This is a genomic window from Streptomyces sp. NPDC033174 (assembly GCF_055577795.1).
Window position 1 is genome coordinate 381,700 of record NZ_JBVIPQ010000002.1, and the last position, 19,569, is coordinate 401,268.

The 19,569-nt window shown below is 72.7% G+C and carries 16 protein-coding genes; 8 read left to right on the forward strand and 8 right to left on the reverse strand.

Annotated features, from left to right (window positions below; translation table 11 throughout):
• Positions 1-98: 98 nt before the first annotated feature.
• From ACZ5VC_RS08040 to ACZ5VC_RS08060, 5 genes are all read left to right on the forward strand, one after another.
• A complete protein-coding gene (locus tag ACZ5VC_RS08040) occupies positions 99-3,059 on the forward strand; it encodes a nitrate- and nitrite sensing domain-containing protein (RefSeq protein ID WP_469119254.1) in 2,961 nt (986 codons plus the stop codon).
• Positions 3,056-3,538 (forward strand): roadblock/LC7 domain-containing protein, encoded by a 483-nt coding sequence (locus tag ACZ5VC_RS08045; protein WP_469119255.1) that lies wholly within the window; start codon positions 3,056-3,058, stop codon positions 3,536-3,538. Before ACZ5VC_RS08040 ends, ACZ5VC_RS08045 begins: the two co-directional genes overlap by 4 nt.
• The gene (locus tag ACZ5VC_RS08050) at positions 3,535-3,948 is read left to right on the forward strand and encodes a DUF742 domain-containing protein (protein ID WP_469119256.1); all 414 of its coding nucleotides are present in this window, start codon (positions 3,535-3,537) and stop codon (positions 3,946-3,948) included. The genes ACZ5VC_RS08045 and ACZ5VC_RS08050 overlap by 4 nt, the downstream gene beginning before the upstream one ends.
• A complete protein-coding gene (locus ACZ5VC_RS08055) occupies positions 3,929-4,552 on the forward strand; it encodes a GTP-binding protein (RefSeq protein WP_469119257.1) in 624 nt (207 codons plus the stop codon). The genes ACZ5VC_RS08050 and ACZ5VC_RS08055 overlap by 20 nt, the downstream gene beginning before the upstream one ends.
• A gap of 81 nt (positions 4,553-4,633) precedes the next feature.
• Complete coding sequence (locus ACZ5VC_RS08060; RefSeq protein WP_469119258.1) at positions 4,634-5,869, forward strand: styrene monooxygenase/indole monooxygenase family protein; 1,236 nt, start codon at positions 4,634-4,636, stop codon at positions 5,867-5,869.
• A gap of 31 nt (positions 5,870-5,900) precedes the next feature.
• On the opposite strand, the gene ACZ5VC_RS08065 is transcribed toward ACZ5VC_RS08060, so the two are convergent.
• From ACZ5VC_RS08065 to ACZ5VC_RS08085, 5 genes are all read right to left on the reverse strand, one after another.
• Positions 5,901-7,187, reverse strand: coding sequence for a C40 family peptidase (locus ACZ5VC_RS08065; RefSeq protein ID WP_469119259.1), 1,287 nt, complete (start codon positions 7,185-7,187; stop codon positions 5,901-5,903).
• Between the two features lie 153 nt (positions 7,188-7,340).
• Positions 7,341-10,025: an outer membrane protein assembly factor BamB family protein gene (locus ACZ5VC_RS08070; RefSeq protein ID WP_469119260.1), complete on the reverse strand. Its 2,685-nt coding sequence runs from the start codon at positions 10,023-10,025 to the stop codon at positions 7,341-7,343.
• A 35-nt stretch (positions 10,026-10,060) separates the two neighbouring features.
• Positions 10,061-10,336 (reverse strand): hypothetical protein, encoded by a 276-nt coding sequence (locus tag ACZ5VC_RS08075; protein WP_469119261.1) that lies wholly within the window; start codon positions 10,334-10,336, stop codon positions 10,061-10,063.
• Between the two features lie 31 nt (positions 10,337-10,367).
• Positions 10,368-11,102, reverse strand: a complete 735-nt coding sequence (locus tag ACZ5VC_RS08080) for a TetR/AcrR family transcriptional regulator (protein ID WP_469119262.1) — start codon at positions 11,100-11,102, stop codon at positions 10,368-10,370.
• A gap of 30 nt (positions 11,103-11,132) precedes the next feature.
• Positions 11,133-12,068: an AurF N-oxygenase family protein gene (locus tag ACZ5VC_RS08085; protein ID WP_469119263.1), complete on the reverse strand. Its 936-nt coding sequence runs from the start codon at positions 12,066-12,068 to the stop codon at positions 11,133-11,135.
• Positions 12,069-12,239: 171 nt separating this feature from the next.
• Here ACZ5VC_RS08085 and ACZ5VC_RS08090 point away from each other — a divergent pair, with 171 nt between their 5' ends.
• Positions 12,240-13,349 carry a ferritin-like domain-containing protein gene (locus tag ACZ5VC_RS08090; protein ID WP_469119264.1) on the forward strand — a complete coding sequence of 370 codons (1,110 nt, stop codon included), beginning with the start codon at positions 12,240-12,242 and terminating at the stop codon, positions 13,347-13,349.
• Between the two features lie 166 nt (positions 13,350-13,515).
• Here the strand turns inward: ACZ5VC_RS08090 and ACZ5VC_RS08095 are convergent, their stop codons facing one another.
• A complete protein-coding gene (locus tag ACZ5VC_RS08095) occupies positions 13,516-14,241 on the reverse strand; it encodes a FadR/GntR family transcriptional regulator (protein ID WP_469119265.1) in 726 nt (241 codons plus the stop codon).
• 82 nt (positions 14,242-14,323) lie between these two features.
• Between ACZ5VC_RS08095 and ACZ5VC_RS08100 the strand changes: the two genes are divergently transcribed.
• Both ACZ5VC_RS08100 and ACZ5VC_RS08105 read left to right on the forward strand, forming a co-directional pair.
• Entirely contained in the window at positions 14,324-15,259 is a 936-nt protein-coding gene (locus tag ACZ5VC_RS08100) for an ADP-ribosylglycohydrolase family protein (protein WP_469119266.1), read from the forward strand.
• 64 nt (positions 15,260-15,323) lie between these two features.
• Positions 15,324-16,205, forward strand: coding sequence for a hypothetical protein (locus ACZ5VC_RS08105; RefSeq protein ID WP_469119267.1), 882 nt, complete (start codon positions 15,324-15,326; stop codon positions 16,203-16,205).
• Positions 16,206-16,362: 157 nt separating this feature from the next.
• Here ACZ5VC_RS08105 and ACZ5VC_RS08110 read toward each other — a convergent pair whose 3' ends face one another.
• Positions 16,363-17,826: a penicillin-binding transpeptidase domain-containing protein gene (locus ACZ5VC_RS08110; protein ID WP_469119268.1), complete on the reverse strand. Its 1,464-nt coding sequence runs from the start codon at positions 17,824-17,826 to the stop codon at positions 16,363-16,365.
• Positions 17,823-19,199 carry an FtsW/RodA/SpoVE family cell cycle protein gene (locus ACZ5VC_RS08115; protein ID WP_469119269.1) on the reverse strand — a complete coding sequence of 459 codons (1,377 nt, stop codon included), beginning with the start codon at positions 19,197-19,199 and terminating at the stop codon, positions 17,823-17,825. The genes ACZ5VC_RS08110 and ACZ5VC_RS08115 overlap by 4 nt, the downstream gene beginning before the upstream one ends.
• Positions 19,200-19,569 lie beyond the last annotated feature (370 nt).

Sequence of the window (19,569 nt, forward strand, 5' to 3'; positions counted from 1 at the left end):
GGAATGGTCGAAAGCCGTACCAGGGGTGGGGGCGCTCTCTTGTGTGACCGGTTGTCACCTCTGCTTCATGGGTGGACGAGTCAAGGATGCGAGCACCGGTGCAGAAGAAGCGGCCTCGGAGCAACAGCGGCACGCGCAAGGAGACCCTCGGTAGCCCGGAGTCCCCGCAGCCCGCGCAGAGCCCACAGGTCCTCGAGACTCCGGAGACCCCCGAATCCGGGCGCCGTCCCGTACGGGTCCGCAGCCGGCTCGTCGCCGGTGTCGCCCTCGTAGGCCTCACCGTCGTCGCGGCGGGCGCCCCCGCGGTCCTCACCGCCTCCGGCGAACTGACCGACTCCCAGCGACTGGTCACCCTCGCCGAACTCAACCGGCAGGCCGTCACCCTCGCCCACTCCCTCGCCGACGAGCGCGACGAGGTCACCGCCTATGTCGCCGCCGGACGCGACGAACAGGCCGGCGAGGAGGGCGACAAGGGCCGCGGCAAGCGGCAGATCTCCGCCACCCGCAGCGCCCGGGTCGACCGCCAGATCGACGAGATCCGCGAGGCCGCCCCCACCGAACTGCGGCGCGACCTCGCCGGCGTCCCCTCCGTACGGCGTACGGCCCTCACGGGCAAGGGCACCGCCCTGGAGGCGTACAAGGCGTACACCGACATCATCGCCAAGCTGCAGGCCCTCGCCGACCAGCTCGCCGAGCGCACCCCGGCCCGGGCCGCCGAGGCCACCCGCGCCCCCGCCGCCCTCGGCCTCGCCGTCGAGCAGGCTTCGGCCACCCGTGGCCTGCTCCTGGCCGCCCTCTCCGTCCCCACCCCCAGGGACACGGGGAACACCGAGGGCTCCGACCCCGCCGAAGAGGCCGCGCGCACCCGCAACGCGCTCAGCGCCGCCGCCCAGCAGTCCCGCGTCCGTGAACTGGCCGCCCTCGCCGACTTCGACCAGGCGGCCGGCTCCTCCGCCCGCGACTCCCTCGCCGCCACCGTCACCGGCCCCGACGTCAAGAGCGCCGAGAACCAGCTCGCGCGCCTCACCGACCGGCCCGAACTCTCCAAGACCGAGCGCAAGACCGACCGCGAGGCCCTGGAGTCCGCGCTCTCCGCCCGGATCGAGCAGATGCGCGGCGTCGAGTCCGCCCTCGCCGCCGGTCAGGTCGAGCGGCTCGCCCAGGTCAGGGACGACGACGTCACCGCCCTCGAACTGCGCGTCGCCCTCCTCGGCGGCTGCCTGCTGGTCGCCGTCGGCATCTCCACCGCCGTCGCCCGCACCCTGACCCGCCCGCTCGCCGTGCTCCGCATCGGCGCCGCCCGGCTGGCCGCCGCGCCGGACACCGAGGAACCCATCCGCTTCACCGGGCGCAACGACGAGTTCGCCCAGGTCGTCCGCTCCCTCAACGCCCTGCACGGCAAGCTGCGCACCCTGGGCGTACGGGTCGAGAAGCTCGACGGCGACCGGGCCGACCTCATGGGCGCCCGCGAGGCCCTCACCGACGAACTCGCCGCGCGCCGCGCCGAGCTCCAGGAGCAGACCGCGCGGCTCACCGCCGAGCTGCAGCGGCTGAACCACACCGTCCACCACACCTTCGTCAATCTCGCCCTGCGCAGCCTCGGACTGGTCGAGCGTCAGCTCGCCGTCATCGAGAAGCTGGAGGAGCGCGAGCAGGACCCGGAGCGGCTCGCCACCCTCTTCAAGCTCGACCACATGGCCACGGTCATGCGCCGACACAGCGAGAACCTGCTGATCCTCGCCGGCTCCGAGCACGGCCACGCCCACCACGGCCCCGTCCCGCTGGTCGACGTCCTGCGCGCCGCCGTCAGCGAGATCGAGCGGTACGAGCGGGTCACCATCCAGTCCCTGCCGCCGCACTCCCACATTGCCGGATTCGCCGCCGACGACCTCTCGCACCTGGTCGCCGAACTGCTCGAGAACGCCACCTCGTTCTCCCCGCCCGACGCCCAGGTCCAGCTCTCCGGCTGGCTCCTGGAGAGCGGCGAGATCATGCTCTCCGTCCAGGACGAGGGCATAGGGATGACCGAGAACCGTCTCGGCGAGCTCAACGCGCGCCTGGCCGGTCCGGGCGGCGACCCGGAGGCGGAACCCGCCGACATGGAGGGCGAGGGCCTCGGCATCCGGGTCACCGCGCTGCTGGCCGCCCGCCACGGCGTCCGGGTCCAGCTGCGCGAGCAGAAGCAGGGCGGGATCGCGGCCGTGGTCGTCCTGCCGCAGGCGCTGCTGCCGGCGGCCCCGCCGACCGCCGTCCCGCCCGCCGTGTCGGTCGCCGGAACCGCGCCCACGCTCAACCTGCCGGGGTCGGTCGCCGAGGCGAACTCCAACGCACTGCCGAGCCGCGCCCGGGAGATCGGGCGCACCGAACCGGCCGACCCGGAGGCACCGGCCGACCCGGAGGCACCGGCCGACCCGGAGGCACCGGCCGACCCGGAGGCACCGGCCGACCCGGCGGCACCGGTCGACCCGGCGGCACCGGTCGACCCGCTGGTGGCGGCCGCCGAACAGGCGATCCGCGACGCGGAGGAGCCCGCCGCCGAGGAAGCCGGCCCCGAGACGACGCTCCAGGTGCGGATCCCCGATCCGCGAACCGAGTCCGCCGGAGAGCCCTCGACCGCCCAGGAGTCCGGAATCGCCGCCGAGCCCGGGACCGCCGAGCCGGGCTCCGACGCCTCCGAGCGGCCGAAGGACCCCGAGACGCGGACCGAGGAGCCGGAGGCCGCCGACGAGGTCCCGGCGCCCGACCCGTACGCCATCGGCCCCGACGCCCACGAGCGCGCCGAGGAGCCGGCCGAGCGCCTGACCGACAAGGGCCTGCCCAAGCGCACGCCGAAGATCGTCACCCCGGTGTCGGCTCCCGGGCCGCAGCGCGGGAGCGGCATCGACGCCGAGGCCCTGCGCCGCAGGCTCGGTGGCTTCCACCTGGGAGCCGAGAACGGCCGCCGTGACGTCGAGGCCGAGATCGCCGACCTGGCGGAGGACGCCGAGACCACCCAGCGGACGGAAGCAGTACGCACAGACGAGAAGACGGGGGACACAGTCGAGGAGGCACGCAGTTGACTGCGACCGGCACATTCGGACTGAGCAGCGAAGCCCGTAATCTTCACTGGCTTCTGGGCAACCTCGTCGAGGAGGTGCCCGGCGTCCGTTCCGTCGCCGTCGTCTCGTCCGACGGACTCCTGCTGCTCTCCTCCGACCCCGCCCAGAACACCGGCCGGGCCCCCACCGGCCGCCCCCAGGGCCCCAAGGGCTCCAGTGCCGACCTGGCCACCATCGTCTCCGGCATCGGCAGCCTCACCCTCGGCGCCGCCAAGCTGATGGACGGCGGCGGAGTCAAGCAGACGATGGTCGCGATGGACCAGTGCAGCGTCCTCGTGATGTCGATCAGCGACGGCTCCCTGCTCGGCGTGCACGCCACGCCGGACTGCGACATGAGCGTCGTCGCTTACCACATGGCGCTCTTCGTCGGCCGTGCCGGACACGTACTCACCCCCGAACTCCGCAGCGAGCTGCGCAAATCGATGGAGAGCGCCCAGTGACGTCCGCCGCCGAATCCTTCCGCAGGCTCCCCGTCCGGGGCGAGGGCAAACGCCCCGCCCGGGTCCGCCCCTACTCGCTCACCGGCGGTCGCACCCGCTTCGGGCACGTCCTGCTCGTGGAGACGTTCGTCGCCGCGCTGGAGGCGTCCGAGGAGCGCAGGGAACTGTCCAACGGAGGTCTCGTCTCCCGGCTCATGCCGGAGATGGGGGCCATCGTCGAGCTCTGTCGCCGGATGCGTACCGTCGCCGAGATCTCGGCGCTGCTGAGGATGCCGCTGGGGGTCGTCCGGGTGCTGCTCAGCGACCTGGCGGACCAGGGAAAGATCCGCGTGTACGGGACGGGGCACGGCATCGGCCAGCCCGACCGCGCGCTGCTCGAAAGGGTGCTGAGTGGACTCCGCCGTCTCTGACCTGCTCACCGTCGAGAAGGACGAGAACGAACAGGCCTGGCAGCTCGACCACACCCGTGCCCCCATCGCCACCAAGGTGGTCGTCGCGGGCGGCTTCGGGGTGGGCAAGACGACCTTCGTCGGATCGGTCTCCGAGATCACGCCTCTGCAGACCGAGGCGCTGATGACGCAGGCGAGCGAGGACACCGACGACCTCAGCGCGACGCCCGACAAGCTGACCACGACCGTCGCCATGGACTTCGGCCGGATCACGCTCGACGACGACCTGGTGCTGTACGTCTTCGGGACCCCCGGCCAGCAGCGTTTCTGGTTCATGTGGGACGACCTGGTGCGCGGCGCGATCGGCGCGATCGTGCTCGCCGACACCCGGCGGCTCGGCGACTGCTTCCCGGCGCTCGACTACTTCGAGAGCTGCGGACTGCCGTACATCGTGGCCGTCAACCACTTCGAGGGCACCGAGCTGTTCGCCGCCGAGGACGTCCGCGAGGCCCTGACAGTGCCCGCGCACGTACCAGTGGTGATCATGGACGCGCGCAGCCGGGTCTCCGTCATCGAGTCCCTGCTCGCGATGGTCGCCCACGCCCTCGAAGTCACCCCCGAATAACCGGTCGGTCGAAGAGCCGGTCAGCAGAGCAGCCGGCCGGCCGAAGAGCCGGACAGTCGGATAGCCGAAAGAGAAGCCTCGATGCCGAAGATACTCATCGTCGGAGCCGGTCAGTCCGGTCTCCAGCTCGCCCTCGGGCTGCAGTCGCAGGGGTACGAAGTCACCCTGATGTCCAACCGCACGGCGGACGAGATCCGGTCCGGCCGGGTCATGTCCACCCAGTGCATGTTCCACACCGCCCTCCAGCACGAGCGCGACCTGGGCATCAACTTCTGGGAGACACAGGCCCCCCGCATCGAGGGCCTCGGCGTCTCCGTCGCCGCCCCCGACGCGTCCCGGCCCATCGACTGGGTCGGCAGGCTCGACGGCTATGCCCAGTCCGTCGACCAGCGCGTGAAGATGGCCGGCTGGATGGAGACGTTCGCCCAGCGCGGCGGCCAGCTGGTCATCCACGGCGCGGCCGTTTCGGACCTGGACTACTTCTCCCGCACCTACGACCTCGTCATGGTCTCCGCGGGCAAGGGCGAGCTGGTCTCCATGTTCGGCCGGGACGCCTCCCGCTCCCCTTACAGCGAGCCGCAGCGCGCCCTCGCCGTGGCCTATGTCCACGGCCTCGGCCCCCGCCCGGAGCACCCGGACTACGACGCCGTTCGCTGCAACCTGGTCCCGGGCGTCGGCGAGCTCTTCGTCATGCCGACCCTGACGACCAGCGGTCGCGCCGACATCCTCTTCTGGGAGGGCATCCCCGGCGGGCCCCTCGACGTCTTCCAGGGCGTCAAGGACCCCTCCGAGCACCTGGCGCTGACGCTGGAGCTGATGGAGAAGTTCACGCCCTGGGAGTACGCGCGCGCCACCAAGGCCGAACTCACCGACGCCAACGCGACCCTGGCGGGCCGCTACGCGCCGACGGTCCGCAACCCCATCGGCCGGCTCCCCGGGGGCGGCCTGGTCCTCGGTGTCGCCGATGTCGTCGTCGCCAACGACCCCATCACCGGCCAGGGCTCCAACTCGGCGTCCAAGTGCGCCGCCTCGTACCTCTCCTCGATCGTCGAGCACGGTGACAAGCCCTTCGACGAGGAGTGGATGCAGTCCACGTTCGACCGCTACTGGGACACCGCCCAGCACGTCACCAAGTGGACCAACGCCATGCTGGGCGTCCCGCCGGAGCACGTCCTCAACCTGATCGGCGCGGCGGGCCGGCTCCAGCCGGTCGCCGACCGCTTCGCGAACGGGTTCAACAACCCGGCCGACTTCGAGAACTACTTCTACGACCCGGAGAAGACGAACGCCTACCTGGCCTCGGTCTCGGGGCCCTGACCCCTCACCCGGCTCACTCCACCCACTCTGTTCACTCTGTGACGGACTCCTCGTCGAACCCCTCGTGCGCCCCGTCCGTCGCGCCCTCGGGCAGCGGCGGCGGAGTGTACGAGGGGAGCGGCTCGGCCGACGGGTCCGGACGGACGGCCCCCAGCAGGGGGTTCGCGGCGATCGGGGAGACCTTGACCCGCGCACCGGGACGCGGCGCCTGGACCACCATGCCCTCGCCGAGATAGATCGCCACATGGGTGGCCCCGGGGAAGTAGATCACCAGATCGCCGGGACGCAGCTCGGCCAGGGGCACCTTCGGCAGGGTGCGCCACTGCTCCTGGCTGGTGCGCGGGATCGTACGGCCCGCGCTCGCCCACGCCTGGGACGTCAGACCGGAGCAGTCGAACGACTCCGGCCCCTCGGCTCCCCACACATACGGCTTGCCGACCTGCCTCATCGCGTACCGCAGCGCCTCCCCGCCCTGCTCGGACGGCGTGCGCGTGCCGTCCAGCACCCCAGAGCCGACCAGTTCGCTCTGCGCGCCGGCCGTCGTGACGCGCTCCCGCTCGGTCAGCTCGGCGATCTGCTCGGGTGAGAGCGACGCGAGCAGCTCCTCCACCTCCGCCAGCCGGGCCCGGACCGTGTCGCGCTGCTTCTTCTGGCGCGCGGCCAGCTGCTGCTGCCGGTCCAGAGCCTTGCGGGCCGCGACCGCCAGCGCGTGCGCCCGCTTCTCGCCGCCCTCCAGCCGCGCGACGGTCGCCGCCCGCGCGCGGGCGGCGCGGGCCATGAGGTGGCGCTGGTCGAGGGCGTGCTCGGGGTCGGGGGCGAGGAGGAGCCGGGCGTACGAGGAGAAATCGCTGTGGCCCTGGTACTGCTCGCGGGCGAGCCGCCCGAGCTCGTCGCGGCTGCGGGCGAGGGAGTTGCGGGCGGCGGCGAGCCCGGTGTGGAGCTGCTTGGTCCGGGCGAGCTGCTGGGCGAGCGATGCGGCGGTGGCGTTGTAGCTCTCGGTGGCTGCCTCGGCCTGCTGGTAGAGGCTCTGGAGGCGGCCGAGGAGCTGGGGGACGGAGCCGGGGGCGCCCGGGGCGCCGGACTCTCCCTCGGCCTCTTCGCCGGTGTCCGTGTCGAGGCCCGGGCCGGGCTCAGGGGCAGGATCGGCTTCGAGCTGCGGGTCGGGCTCCACGACGGCCTCCCGCGACCCGTCCGACGGCTCGGACACCGGTGGGGGATCGACGGGTACGGCCGCCGCCGGGCAGGCGGGTACGGCCGCGACCATCGTCGCCGTCGCGATCGCCGCCATACAGATGGAGCGCAGCAACCTTCCTGACACGTCATCACCTCCGCGTGCGGGAACGGGCCCTGGCCGAGCCCACGGCGATGATGGGCGGCGAACGGCGGGATCACCTCACGGGTGGCCAGGTCGGCCCAACGCGGTCACCCGTGAGGGCGGAGTACGAAAATCGGTCCGCGCGCCTGCGGGATTTCAGGCCAGGGGCAGTGCGTAGAAGGCCCGGTCGCGGCGTACGACCACCGTCCGGCCGGCCGCCAGAGTCCGGTACGGCGCGGTGATCTCCTTGCCCCGCGGGTCCTGGGTGCCCGCGGTCTGGAATTTCCACAGCCGCCGGCCGTCGCCCGCGCCGAACGCCGTGACCTGGGTGCCGTCGGCGACCAGCAGGGTGCTGCCGCCGAGCGTGACCTGCGGCGCGTGAGCGGTGGCGGCGGCCGCCGTCGCCTCCGTCGGCCGTTGCCAACGCGGCTTGCCGGTCGCCGGATCCAAGGCGTAGACGGTCTGCGAACGCGTCGCCGCGTAGAGCGTGTCGGCGTGCGGCAGCCCCGTCCCGAAACCGCCCGGCCCCAGGGCGGGCTGGCGCCACAGCAGGGCGCGGCTGCTCGGGTGGAACGCCTGGAGGTCGTTCCCGACGGACGCGAACAGCCGCCCCGTCGCGTCACCGACCGCCGGCGCGCTCGGCAGCACCCCCGCGTACGGCCCCGACCACTGGATCTTTCCGGTGACCCGGTCGTACGAGTGGAAGACCGCCAGGCCCTTCGCGGCGGCCTGCTGGGCCACCGTGAGCGACGCCGGGTCCTGCTGGACGACGACGCCGTCGGCGCGTACGGAGATCAGCCGGTAGGCGGGGACGCGCGGAGGGCGGCCGTTGGGGACGAGCGTGCGCCAGAGCTCCTTGCGGCGGACGACGTCGTAGGCGACGAAACAGGTCTGGGCGGCCAGGGTTCCCGTCAGCCAGACGACGGGCCCTTCCTGGCCGGTGACCGCGGACACGACGAGACCGGGTGCGGCGCGGTGGCGGACCGAGCCGTCCTTGGAGGAGACCCAGAGGAAGGCGTCCTTGCCAACGACGAACAACAGGTCGGGCCCGCCGGGCATCGCCCGCGCGGCGGACGCGGCGGCGGCGCTCTGCCAGAGGCGCCGTCCCGTCCTCAGGTCCACCGCGGTGGCCTGCGCGTCGGACGTCAGCACCAGGATCCGGTCCTGCCACACGACGGCCTCGAGCCGCCCCTCGGGCGTCACCGCGCTCTCGTACGCCCAGACCGCCTCGGGCGGCACCCCGGCCACCGCGACCTTCCGCGGCGGCGCGACCGGCTTGGCGTCGGGCGCCCCACCCCGCCCCGCCCCGAGCACCGCGACGCCCCCGGCCCCGAGCGCGACCCCGGCCACGCCCCCGAGAATCCCGGCGAGAAGTGCCCGCCGCGAGGCCGGGCGGGCGTCGTCCTGCGGACCGCCCGAAGCGGGCGGAGCCGGCGGCAGGGCCGGAACCCGCGGAACGACCAACTGCGTGGTCGCACTGTCCCCCCGTGGCACGGGCCGCGCCAACGCCAAGGTCTCCGCCGCCGCCCGGGGACCGGGCGCCACCTCACCCCGCAGAGCGAGCGTGCCACCGCTGGGGTCGAACGGGGCGAGGGGGGCGGCGCCGTCCTGGGGTTCCGTCGCGGAGCCCGCCATCGCGCTCGCTGCGGCCCCCGGGGGAGTGTCCCCGGACGGGGCTGCGTCGGTGGGTTCGGGCCCGGTTGGCGGGTCTGCCGGGGCCGGGAGGCCCGGTGTCGGTTCCGCCGCGCTTGCTGTCGCAGGTGCGGCGACGGGGGATGCGCCGTCCTCGGGTCCCGCCGCGGGGGAGCCCGGTGTGTCGGCATCGGCGCCGACGGCGGTCGGCTCCGCCGCGTTCGCTGCGGCAGGCGCGGATCCCTCCCGGGACGTGGCCGCCGCGGCAGGCTCCGACCCGGCAACCCCGCCCGCCGTCGCGACCCCGCTCGCCCCCCGCGCGGCCCGCGAGGCCTCCGGCACCGACTCGTCCGTCAGCGCGCCCGCCGCTCTCCCCTTCGCCGCGATCGACTCGAGCAGCGGCTCCGGGAGCCAGCCCGCGCGCGCCAGGGAGGCCGCGCCTTCCAGGGCCAGTGTGGCCGCGACCTGGCCCGCCGTCGGGCGGGCGGAGGGGGGCTTGGAGAGGCACTCGGCGACCAGGGGGCGCAAGGAGTCCGGGACCGCGGTGAGTTCGGCGTCGGCGGTGGCGATGGAGGCCGCGTCCGTCAGCGGGGTCGTGCCCGTGGACGCGTACGCCAGGAGGAGGCCGAGGACGAAGACGTCGGACGCCGTGCCCGGTTCGTCGCCGGTGATCTGTTCCGGGGTGAGGTATCCGAGCCGTACGGACAGCCCTCCGCCCGGACCCGCCTCCGCCGCGGCCGCCGCCCCCACCGCGCCGAAGGCGGTGAGACGCGGCCCGTCCGCGGCCAGAAGGACCGAGTCGGGGGAGAGGCCGTGCAGGACCGTACCGGCGGCGTGCGCCCGGGACAGGGTTTCGGCCAGTCCGGCGCCCAGTATCCGTACCGTCCGCTCCGGCAGCGGCCCCACGGCGGCGATCGCCTCGGCGAGGGTCAGCCCCGGGATGTACGGCGTCGCCGTCCAGGTGTCGCCAGAGTCGAGCAGCTCCGGCACCCACCCCCCGGCCAGCCGCTCCGCCGTACGCGCCTCCGCCTGGAAACGGCGCCGGAACGCGGGCAGTTCCGCGAGTGCCGGGCGGGCCACCGAGACGACCGCGGTCACCCCGTCGGGCCCCTGCGCCAGGTACCGCACGGCGCTCGCCGTCCCCCGCAGGCGCGCCAGCACCTCGTACGGACCGACACGGCGCGGATCGTTCTGCTCCAGCGGCTCCACGTCGAGCCTCCCCCCTCATGGCACGGTGATCGATCCTATGGCGCGCCGTTCGGCTTCGACCAGGGCCACCTGCGCACCGGGCGCTCGCGGCCGTCGGGGGCGTACGCGTACTTCCAGCCGCGCTGGAGGCCCAGCCGCTTGGTGTGCCCGGCGGGCTCGCGCCGGTACGCGTGCACGGTGGGTGGTCCGCCGTCGGCGGCCGGCACCGGCACCTCGTACCACTTGGGCGGATGCCCGGTGGGCCCGACGAGGACGGGCAGGACCCGCCCGTCCAGCGGCCCGCCGTAAAAGGGGGTGTTCTCGCTTCTCACGCCACCAGTGTGGCCGAAACGCGCCCGGGCCTCAGTCCTCCGGCGCCAGCAGGTGCGCCGCCTCGCTCACCACCGGGATGACCCGCCGGGCGAGCGTCCCCACCGGTCCCTGCGCCGTCTCCAGGGCCAGCAGGCCGCCGATCGCGACGGCCGTCTCCGGGTCGGTCGCCGACGTCGCCGTCAGCAGGGCGACGAGATGGTCGACGAGCCAGTCCCGCAGCTCGGGGGCGGGCGGCTGCTTCTCCTCGTCCAGCCAGATCAGCGACGCCGCCTCCACCGCCGCGATCCAGGTCCGCACCATCATCCGCATGCGCGGCCCGGGCCGGTGCGCCCCGAGGTGGACGAGGATCTGCTCGGCCGCGGCCCGCCGCACCTCGTCGACGATCGCGGTCGTACGGGACGTCTCGGCGACGCTGCCCCCACGCAGCAGCGCGCTGAACCCGGCGTCGTGCCCGTCGACGAAGACGAGATAGCGGTCGAGGACACGGGCGAGCCGCTCGGTCGGCGGCCCGTCGGTCGGCTCGGCGAAGCACAGCTCCAGCTCGTCGGCGGCCGAGCGCAGCGCGGCCTCGTACAGCTGCTGCTTCCCGCCGGGGAAGTAGCGGTAGACGAGCGGACGCGACACGCCGGCCACCTCGGCGACGTCGTCGAGGGAGACCTCCTCCGGCGCCCGGTGCGCGAAGAGCGTCAGGGCCGCGCGGAGGAGCTGCGCACGGCGCTCCTCGACACTGAGCCGGCGGTACGCGGGCGTGGCGGGAGTGGTCATGCCTCGCAGCGTAACTCCGTCACCCCTGCGTCAGGCGAGGAGACCGGAGGACTTCCAGAGCCTGCGCCCCGCGCCCCGCAGTACGCCTATGTCGTCCAGGAAGTCAGTCAGCCGCTTCGCGCCCGACTGCATGACCTCCCTGCGGTGGCCGCTCGCCTTCACCTGGGCGACCGCCTCACGCCGGTCGAGCCCGACGTTCTCGTACACGGCCGGGTTCACGAAACAGGTGGAGAAGACGCGCGCGGCCTGGCCGCAGCTCAGCCGGGTGAACTCCTGCTCCCAGCGCGGCGCGGTCACCATCTGGCGCCGCAACTCCTCGCGGGCGTACCGCACATGGCGGGCCTCCTCGACCACATGGATGCGGGTCACGCCGCGCACCAGGGTCTGGACGCGCTCGTCCGGGAAGGTCAGCCGCTGCATCCAGTCGAGGATCTCCTCGCCGAGCAGCGTCGCGGCGAAGGAGCCGGGCGTCGTGGAGACCGTCTTCAGGACGCGCGCCAGGTTGTGGTAGAGCCGCGGCACCGGGTACGTCGGCGCGCCACCCTTCTGGATCATCTTGGCGAACATCATTGAGTGCCGGCATTCGTCGGCGATCTCGGTGAGCGCGTAGCGGACGTGGTTGCTGGTCACCGACTTGTCGTAGATGTGCCGGACGAGCAGCTGCATCAGGATGATCTCGAACCAGATGCCCAGCGAGGCGAGGGAGGCGGCTTCGTGACGGGAGAGGTCCATCCGCTGTTCCTCGGACATCTTGCGCCACAGCGGGGTGTCGTAGAGGGAGACCAGCTCCGGCGGCCAGAACCACTTGCCCTCCTCGACCGGGGCCTCCCAGTCGAGTTCCTTGTCGGGGTCGAAGGAGTGCTTCGCGGAGGACTCGAGAAGCCGCTCGGCGACCTGTTCGCGGTCGCGCAGCGGCCCCAGGGCGTCCCGCAGGACGCTGAAGTCGGGGTTGGTCACGGTCGTCATTGGCGGCGCCCACCTTTGCGGGTCGAGTTACCGGGGTCAGGTCTTATAAGACTGCTTGTCAGTAAGGTCGTCAATCCCTTGCGCGCGACTTGTTGACCCGCCGTCTACCAACGTGTGAGCCTGCCAAGGAGCCGAACGTACGCGGAAGTCCGTGAGGAGAAGGAGCCGTCAGTGTCGACGCACGACCTCTACACGAAGGACCCCGGAGAACCGGTCTGGCAGGTGCCCGCCTCCGGCTCTGCCCGCTTCAGCTGGGATTACGACGACGGCCGTGACCGTCTTCTGGCGCTGTACCAGAAGGGCAAGGACAAGCAGTGGGACGGCGCGACCCGGATCGACTGGGACCTGGAAGTCGATCCGTACGACCCGCTCGGCACTCCGGACGACGTCCTCACGCTCTACGGAACCCGCTACTGGGCGAAGATGACGCAGAGGGACAAGGGCGAGCTGCGCAAGCACTACGCGTCCTGGCAGTTCAGCCAGTTCCTGCACGGTGAGCAGGGCGCGATGGTCTGCGCGGCGCGGATCGTCGAGTCCGTGCCCGACCTCGACGCCAAGTTCTACTCCGCCACGCAGACGATGGACGAGGCGCGCCACGCGGAGATCTACGGCCGCTTCCTCCACGAGAAGATCGGGATGCTCTACCCGATCAACGACAACCTCCAGGGCCTGCTGGGCGACACGCTGCGCGACTCCCGCTGGGACATGCCGTACCTGGGCATGCAGGTACTGATCGAGGGCCTGGCGCTCGCCGCGTTCGGCATGATCCGGGACACGACCGACAAGCCGCTGCCGAAGCAGATCCTGGCGTATGTGATGCAGGACGAGGCCCGGCATGTGGCCTTCGGGCGGATGGCGTTGCGCGACTACTACAAGCAGCTGAGCGACGCGGAGCTGCGCGAGCGCGAGGAATTCGTCATCGAGGGCTGCTACTTGATGAGGGACCGGCTGCGGGGGATCGAGGTACTGGAGAACTTCGGCATCCCGAAGAAGGAGGCGGAGGAGTTCTCGGAGCAGTCGGAGTTCCTGCACCTCTTCCGGAAGCTGCTGTTCAGCCGGATCGTGCCGTGCGTGAAGGACATCGGGCTGTGGGGCGAGCGGCTCCAGAAGGCGTACGTCGACATGGGCGTGTTCGAGTTGGGCGACTCGAACCTGGATCTGCTGATGACCCAGGACGAGGAGATCGCGGAACAACTGGACCGGGAGCGCTTCGCGGCGGAGGAGGCGGAGCGGGTGACGGAGGTCGAAAACGCGATCGCGGCCGGAGCGGACGGGAGCTGAGGGGGCCGGGGCCGGGGGTCGTCAGCGCCCCGACCGCCCGGGTGCCGTTGGCGGCCCCGCCGACCGTACGGGCCCGGGGTTGGCCCGGCTCGCCTTGACCGCGCGGGCCCCGTCCCCGTCAGCGGACACGCCCGCCGCGCGGTGGCCCGGGTCGGGCCGAATCCCGTCAGCCCTGCGGGTCCTCCTCCGGGCCGCACTTCGTCAGGAGCTCCTCCACCTCGCTGCGGGCCGCGTCGACCAGGGTCGCCACCGAGTGGGACGCGTCCGCCGCGCGGCCCTCGGCGATGGCGGTCGCGACCGCCCGGTGGCGGTCCACCGCCGCCATGTCGATGGTGTCCGGCATGAGGCGGAACTCCCGCCGCGCGTACAGCAGTTCCTCCGTCACATCGGCGAGCTGCGCGAACATCCCGTTGCCCGACGCCGTCAACAGGGCGCGGTGGAAGGCCACGTCCGCCGCCACGAAGGCCATCGCGTCGCCGGATGCGACGGCTGCCGCCATCGCCTCGGTGTGGACGCGCAGCGCGCGACGGGTCTCGTCGTCGGCCCGCGACGCCGCGAGCGCGGCCGCCGACGGCTCCACGGCCGCCCGCAGTTCGGCCAGCTCGCGCAGCTGCCTGCGCCGGCGCGGCGAGGAGAGGCGCCAGCGGATGACATGCGGGTCGTACAGATTCCACTCGCTCATCGGCCGTACGGTGATGCCGACCCGCGGTCGCGAGGTCACCACCCGCTTCGACTCCAGAACGCGGACGGCCTCGCGGGCCACCGTCCGGGAGACCGCGTAGCGCGCCTGGAGGTCCTCGAGGCGCAGTACATCGCCCGCGCGGAGCTCGTCCGCCAGGAGCGACCAGCCGATCCTGTCGACCACGTGCCCGTGCAGGCCCTGCAGTTCCACGCCGTGCTCCCCGTCCCCCGTCACCGCCCCTACGGTGCGTTTGTCGATTGTCACACTACGGCGTGGACGGCAGCATGGGTCCATGACCGTGCCTGACGCACCGATACCCGACCCGCCGATGCCCGCCGCACCGATCGCCCGCCGCGAAGCCGCCCGCCGCAGCATCCAGGGGCTCTCCCTCGGAGACGCCTTCGGCGAGCGCTGGTTCCCCTTGTTCCGCGAGCGCGGCCAGGCGTTCGAGGAGATCAGGGACCGCCGCGTACCCGAAGAGCACGACTGGCACTGGACCGACGACACGGCCATGGCCCTCGCGCTGCTGCGCGTCCTCGACGAGCACGGCACCGTCGACCAGGACCGGCTGGCTGCCTGCTTCGCGCTGACCTTCGACGCCGACCAGGGGCGCGGTTACGGCCACGGGATGCACATGCTGCTGCCGCGCCTGCTCGCCGCGCCCGAGGAGTGGCGCACGCTCGCCCCCCGGCTGTTCGACGGCGGCAGCCTCGGCAACGGCGCCGCCATGCGCGTCGGACCGCTCGGCGCCTGGTTCGCGGACGACCTCGACGAGGCCACCCGGCAGGCCGAGTTGTCCGCCCGCGTCACCCACGCGCACCCGCAGGGCGTGGCGGGGGCGGTGGCCGTCGCCGTCGCGGCCGCCCTCTCGGTGCAGGGCAGGCTTTCCCTCGCCGAGGTCGCCTCCCGCACCCCCGAAGGGGCCGTACGGGACGGGTTGTTCAGGGCCGCCGAACTGCCCTTGGCCACCGAGCCGTGGAAGGCGGCGGACATCCTCGGCAACGGGCAGCGCATCCGGGCCGACGACACGGTCCCCTTCGCGGTGTGGACCGCCGCCCGGCACACCGACGACCTCGTGGACGCGCTGTGGGCCACGGCCGAGGGGTTCGGCGACGTCGACACCACCTGTGCGATCACCGGAGGGATCGTCGCGGCCGGCATCGGAGTGGGGGACGTACCGGACCTCTGGCTCCAGCGGCGGGAACCGATCGGAGCGACCTGGGCGTGACGCGGGCGTGATCTCGCGCACCCTGGCCGGGTGGTGGGCCCGGGGGCTGTCGTAGCGTGCGGGGATGACGACGCCGCCGCAGCCGCCGCACGATCCCTCGCACCAGCCCCAGCCCCAGCCCTACGGTCCTCCGCAGCCGCAGGGCTACCCCCAGGGCCCGGTCCCCCAAGGCCCGGGTCCCCAGGGGCCGTACGCCGGCCCCGGACCGTACGGCCCCCCGCAGCAGCCCTTCCCGCAGCAGTACCCCGGCCCCCACCCGGGACCGGGCCCCGGCCCGGCGGCCTGGGGCGGCCCTCCCATGGGACCGCCGCCGAAGAAGAGCCGTACCGGACTGATCGTCGGCATCGTCCTCGGCTCGCTCGTCGTGATCGGGGGGCTCGGGTACGCCGCCAAGGCCCTGGTGGACGCCTCGGGGGCCACCAGGGCCTTCCCGGAGGCGAAGTACCGGCTGACGGTTCCGAAGACGCTGCTCGACGGCGAGTACAAACTGCTCAACGACGCGTCCAAAACCGAGGGCAAGGAGGTGGAGGACACCTACGACCCGAGCGTCCGCGACGCGAAGGCCGCCATCGCCCAGTACACCGGCGAGCCCGGCGCGGTCCTCGTCGTGTCCGGCTTCCACGGCCGGCTGAAGAGCCCCGACTACACCCGCGACATGATTCTCAAGGGCGCCGCCAAGGAGAAGGGCATCAAGGTGGTCGTACGGCCCAAGGACTTCAAGCCCGAGGGCTCGGACGTGACCGTCACCTGCCAGGTGACCCGGTCCACGGACACGGACGGGACGAGCACGCTGCCGATGTGCGCCTGGGGCGACGACAACACCGCGTCGTTCGTGGCGGTCGTCACCCCGGAGAGCGCCACCATGGCCCCGGAGAAGGTCGACCTGGCCGAGCTCGCCGAGACGACGGCGAAGGTCCGCGCCGAGATGCGCAAGCCGATCGGCTGACCCCGGAGCGAGCGGGCCCTGCCCGCCCAGCCGGCCCGTCCTGCTGCCCGCCCCGCCCGATCCGGTCGGCGGGTCCGCCCCGCCGGGTCCGGCCGCCGGGTCCGGCCGACGAGGCGGACCCGCCGGCCGGGAACGACGTCCCCGCCCCGCGCCCTCGTCACCGCCCCGCTTTCAGCGCCTCCTCCATCACCGCCCGGGCGATCGGCGCCGCGCTGCCGCCCCCGCTGATGTCCGTACGGTCCGCCGCCGCGTCCTCGACGACCACCGCGACGGCCACCGCCGGCTGCGGTGAACCGTCGGCCTGCGCCCAGGCGATGAACCAGGCGTACGGAGTGCCCGTGTTGTCGACACCGTGCTGCGCGGTGCCGGTCTTGCCCCCCACCCGCGCCCCCGCGATGGCCGCGTTGGTGCCGGTGCCGTCCTCCACCGCGTCCACCATCATCTGCTGCAACCGCAGGGCCGTCGACGCCTCCATCGCCTGGCGGTAGGTCTCCCGCCCGCTCTGGTGGACCGTGTCCCCGTCGGAGGTCATCGTCCGGTCCACCAGCTGCGGATGGGCGATCTCCCCGTTGTTGGCGACCGCCGCCGCGACCATCGCCATCTGCAGCGGCGTGGCCGCCGTGTCGAACTGCCCGATGGACGAGAGCGCCAGCTGGTCCTCGGTCATCCTCGTGTCGAAGGTGGACTTCGCCACCGCCGCCGGAATCCGCAGCCCGCCGTCGTTGAAGCCGAACCTCTCCACCGCGTCCACCATCCCCTCCAGGCCGACCTTCACCCCGAGCCCCGCCATCACGGTGTTGCACGACCAGCGGATCGCGTACGACAGCGAGGCGTCGCCGCAGCCCGGTGTCGCGTTGGGCAGCACGGTGCGGGTACCGGGCAGGACGAACGGGTCGGGGGTGTCGGTCGGCGCGTCGACGTCGTCCACGACCCCCGCGTCCAGCGCGGCCGCCGCCGTCACGATCTTGAAGGCGGAACCGGGCGGATACGTCTGCCGGATCGCCCGGTTGAGCATCGGCCTGGCCGCGGCGGAGTTCAGGCGCGCCCAGGCGCCGGCGACCGGCTTTCCCGTGCCGGAGAGCACCCCGGGGTCGTACGAGGGGCTGCTGACCAGCGCCAGGATCCGGCCGCTGGACGGTTCGACGGCGGCGACCGCGCCCCGTCTTCCGCCGAGCCCCCGATACGCGGCGCGCTGCATCGACGCCCTGAGGGTGGTGACGACATCGCCTCCGGGCTGCCGGCTGCGGGTGATGTCGTTCCAGAAGGGGAGGAGGGCGAGCATTGGATCCGTACCCGACAGGACGTCGTCCTCGGCGTTCTCGAGGAGGGTCGTGCCGTACGTCTGGGAGGCGTAGCCCGTGACCGGCGCGTACAGCGGGCCGTCGGTGTAGGTGCGCTCGTAGCGGAGCTGCTGGCCGCTGTCCCTGGACCCGGTGACCGGCTTCCCGTCGACGACGATGTCGCCGCGCGGCTGTGCGTAGCGGACGATCGCCTGGCGGCGGTTGGCCGGGTTCTTGTCCAGCGACTCCGCCTCGAAGACCTGGATCCTGGCGGTGTTCACCAGCAGGGCCGCCAGCAGCAGCAGACACAGCGCCGCCGCGCGCCGGATGTACGGGATCACCCGGCCTCCTCGGCCGGGGCGATGACGCCGGTCTCCGCCGTGTCCGGCAGGGGCGCGCGTGCCGAGTCGCTGAGCCGGATCAGCAGCGCCACGATGATCCAGTTGGTGACGACCGAGGAACCCCCCTGGGCGAGGAACGGCATCGCCATGCCGGTCAGCGGGATCAGCCCCGTCACTCCACCGGCGATCACGAAGACCTGGAGCGCCAGGATCGACGCGAGACCGGTCGCGAGCAGCCGCCCGAAGGGGTCGCGCAGGGCCAGGCCCGTCCGGTAGCCGCGCGCGACGAGCAGCGCGTACAGCAGGAACAGCCCGGTCATGCCGACCAGTCCGAGCTCCTCCCCGGCGGTGGCGAGAATGAAGTCCGACTTGGCGGCGAAGCCGATGAGGATGGAGTGGCCGCCGCCGAGGCCCGCCCCGAGCATCCCGCCGGAGGCGAAGGCGAACAGTGACTGGGCGAGCTGGCCGGGGCCCTCGCCGGCCTCGATGGACGCGAAGGGGTTCAGCCAGTCCTCGACCCGGCTGTGCACATGAGGTTCGAGGGACCCGACGGCGAAGGCGCCGACGCCGGCGAGCAGCAGGCCGACGGCGATCCATCCGGTCCGCCCGGTCGCCACGTACAGCATGATCACGAACAGTCCGAAGAAGAGCAGCGAGGTGCCGAGGTCCCGCTCCAGGATCAGGACGCCGACGCTGAGGAGCCAGATGGTGACGATCGGGCCGAGGACGCGGCCGGTGGGGAGCTGGAGCCGCCAGATCCTGCGACCGGTGTAGGCGAGGGCGTTGCGGTTGGCCGAGAGGTACGCGGCGAAGAAGACGGCCAGCAGGATCTTGGCGAACTCGCCCGGCTGGAAGGAGAGTCCGCCGATCCGGATCCAGATCTTGGCGCCGTTCACGGCGGGGAAGAAGATGGGCACGAGCATCAGGACCAGGGCGGTGGCGACCGAGAGGTACGCGTACCGCTGGAGCAGCCGGTGGTCGCGCAGGACGACGACCACGCCGATGAACAGGGCCACGCCGAGCGTCGACCAGATCAGCTGGGCGGACGCCGCCCGGTCCTGCGGAGTCTCCAGGTCCAGCCGGTTGATCAGGACGAGCCCGAGGCCGTTGAGCAGGACCGCGATCGGCAGGAGCAGCGGATCGGCGTACGCGGCGCGGAAACGCACGGCGAGATGCGCGACGAGGGCGAGCAGGCCGAGCCCGGCGCCGTACCGGGCGACATCCGGGGGGACGGCTCCGTTCCTGGCGAGGCCGACGGTGGTGTAGCCGAAGACGGAGATGAGGACGGCGCAGACGAGGAGCGAGAGTTCCACGCCCCGCCGCTTGGGGAGGCGTAGGCCGGGCGGTGGAGCTTCCGCCGTCGTTGCGGTCATGAACCGCAACGTAGCAAGCGGCTAGCCTTATGTCCCTTTATGTGACGGTGTGCCGTCGGCCGGTGCTCAACGGCGGCGCGGCGGACGGGCATCGGGGGTGCCGCTTCGACGGGCCGACGTGCCGTCGACCCGTCGTCGGAGGCCGTGTTCGCCGCCTCGTGCCGTCGAAGCGTCCGGGCCAAGCAGTGGGACGATCCGGCGGAGATTCTCTACCGGTCTCGGCCCACAGGCCTAGCGGTCGCTCCCGCCCGTCGCTCGAAGGTGATGCCGCCTTCGACGACTCGGACCCGGCCCGGCGTGCCGATGTCTTTCTCGGGGGCATCGGGGATGAACACCAGCACGGTCTCGTACCCAGGTATCTCGTTCCCGC